General features: G+C 57.0%; 4 protein-coding genes. 3 read left to right on the plus strand and 1 reads right to left on the minus strand.

Going from position 1 to position 1,937, the window contains the following annotated elements:
* Both AB4Z11_RS30490 and AB4Z11_RS30495 read left to right on the plus strand, forming a co-directional pair.
* The coding region (locus AB4Z11_RS30490; RefSeq protein WP_442029749.1) for a Rieske (2Fe-2S) protein at nucleotides 1-232 on the plus strand (232 nt) is incomplete at its 5' end.
* A gap of 21 nt (nucleotides 233-253) precedes the next feature.
* The gene (locus AB4Z11_RS30495; RefSeq protein ID WP_442029751.1) at nucleotides 254-1,264 is read left to right on the plus strand and encodes a S49 family peptidase; all 1,011 of its coding nucleotides are present in this window, start codon (nucleotides 254-256) and stop codon (nucleotides 1,262-1,264) included.
* 131 nt (nucleotides 1,265-1,395) lie between these two features.
* Here AB4Z11_RS30495 and AB4Z11_RS30500 read toward each other — a convergent pair whose 3' ends face one another.
* The gene (locus AB4Z11_RS30500) at nucleotides 1,396-1,692 is read right to left on the minus strand and encodes a hypothetical protein (RefSeq protein ID WP_442029753.1); all 297 of its coding nucleotides are present in this window, start codon (nucleotides 1,690-1,692) and stop codon (nucleotides 1,396-1,398) included.
* A gap of 130 nt (nucleotides 1,693-1,822) precedes the next feature.
* Between AB4Z11_RS30500 and AB4Z11_RS30505 the strand changes: the two genes are divergently transcribed.
* Nucleotides 1,823-1,937 (plus strand): S4 domain-containing protein (locus tag AB4Z11_RS30505; protein WP_442029755.1); only part of this gene is annotated, 115 nt, incomplete at its 3' end.

Consider the following 1,937-nt stretch of genomic DNA (forward strand, 5'->3'; position numbering starts at 1 on the left):
GAACCGCTGCGCTCATGTGCCAATCGAGCTGGACTGGGCCGAAGGGGAATTCTTCGAATCATCCAAGCTCTATATCATGTGCTCCACGCACGGTGCGATTTACCTGCCCGATAACGGACAATGCGCCGGTGGGCCATGCCGCGGCGGGCGCCTGCGTCCCATCGCAGTGACCGAGCGCGACCAGAATATTTACTGGCAACCGGACGATTACGTCCAGCCGGCGCGCGCCTGACGCGCCAAGAAAGCAAGGATTATGAGCGACAACCTGAACCAGACTCCGCCGCCACCACCGCCTCAGCCGGCGCAACAGCCGCCCGGCACGCCTCCCATCAACTGGGAGCGCGAAGTGCTCGAAAAGCTGGTGTTTGCCACGCTGAAGGAACAGCGCGCCAACCGCCGCTGGAGCATTTTCTTCAAAGTGTTCGTGCTGGTGATCGTGTTCTTTGCGATTGCCAGCTATTTCGATATTCATTTAGGCGGCGATTCGGAATCGCTGGGCCGTCACACGGCGTTGATCGAAATTGAGGGCAATATCGAAGCAGAAGGCAGCGGTTCGGCAACGGTGGTGATTCCGGCACTGAACAAAGCCTTCGCGGATGCGGGTTCCGTGGCTGTGGTCCTGCACATCAACAGCCCGGGCGGCAGTCCGGTCCAGGCGGGCATGATCGTGGATGAAATCCGCCGCCTGCGCAAAGGCTATCCGAACAAACCTCTATATGTAGTGGTGGATGAGATCTGCGCGTCCGGCGGCTATTACATCGCTTCGGCAGCCGACCGCATTTACGTCAACAAGGCCAGCATCATCGGTTCCATCGGCGTGCTGATGGATGGCTTCGGCTTTACGGGCACCATGGAGAAGCTGGGCGTCGAGCGCCGCTTGCTGACCGCAGGTGAAAACAAGGGCTTCCTCGATCCGTTCAGCCCGCAATCGGAAAAGCACAAGCAGCATGCGCAAACCATGCTGAAAGAGATCCACGAGCAGTTCATCGAAGTGGTCCGCGCTGGCCGTGGCAAGCGCCTGCACGAAACGCCGGAAATGTTCTCCGGCCTGTTCTGGACTGGCGCCAAGGCGATCGACATGGGCTTGGCCGATGACCTTGGTAGCGTGGACAGCGTGGCGCGTGATGTGGTGAAGGCCGAAGACGTCATCGACTACACCCAGCATGAAGGTCTGCCTGAGCGCGTGCTGAAGAAATTTGGCGCAGCGATGGGGGCCGGCGCCATGAAGGCGGCGGTCGAATCCGTCAAGCCGGCACTGCATTAATACAGCAGAGCTGCTCAGCAGGAAACGTTGGYAAACTGCTTTTATTAAGGCTTGTATATTCCCCGAGGTGGACTATAGTAACGATGTAGTTCATTCAAGGGAGGGCTTCACAACTTGAACTTGGGTAAAGACTACTCAGCCGCATCATGGATGCGGATTAGAGTGAATTGAAATTCCTCGTCACTGTCTCTTTGTGAGGCAAGAGAACGGCGGCCCTTGGCCGCTGTTTTCGTCTGTGGAGATGCTGGCGCCATGCCGGAAAATCCCCCCGCTTCCAGCCATTTCTGAAATCCGCATTGAACCGTCGACTGCCATTCATTTTGCGGCATGGCGCTGGCGCCGCCGTGCCAGCGTGCCAGGGCCAGCCGCATTTGCAGGGAAGCGGAGTGGGTGCGTGCCAAAGTGCTGCGGCTTATCGAAAGCTTCATGGCGTTTCTTCCTATTTACGTTCAGCAAATTCCTAACGTGATTTCAGTGTATCAATATGTCTTAGACATCCCTTGATCTGTATCAATGTCCGAGCTTGATCCCGCTTAAAATCCGGTAAAATCCCGCCCCATGAGTAAACTTTCCCTTGATCGCATCCTGCAGTCGCAAGGCTTCGGGACGCGCAAATACTGCCGTGCGCTGATTGAAGATGGCGATGTCGTCATCAATGGCGAAGTGCAGGACA

The organism is Pseudoduganella sp. RAF53_2 (genome assembly GCF_052113985.1).
Classification (GTDB): Bacteria; Pseudomonadota; Gammaproteobacteria; order Burkholderiales; family Burkholderiaceae_D; genus Rugamonas.

What these genes read in the sequence shown, in the direction of transcription:
- AB4Z11_RS30495 (WP_442029751.1), top strand. Translation starts at nt 254, where the DNA reads ATGAGCGACAACCTGAACCAGACTCCGCCGCCACCACCGCCTCAGCCG.
- AB4Z11_RS30500 (WP_442029753.1), bottom strand. Translation starts at nt 1,692, where the DNA reads ATGAAGCTTTCGATAAGCCGCAGCACTTTGGCACGCACCCACTCCGCT.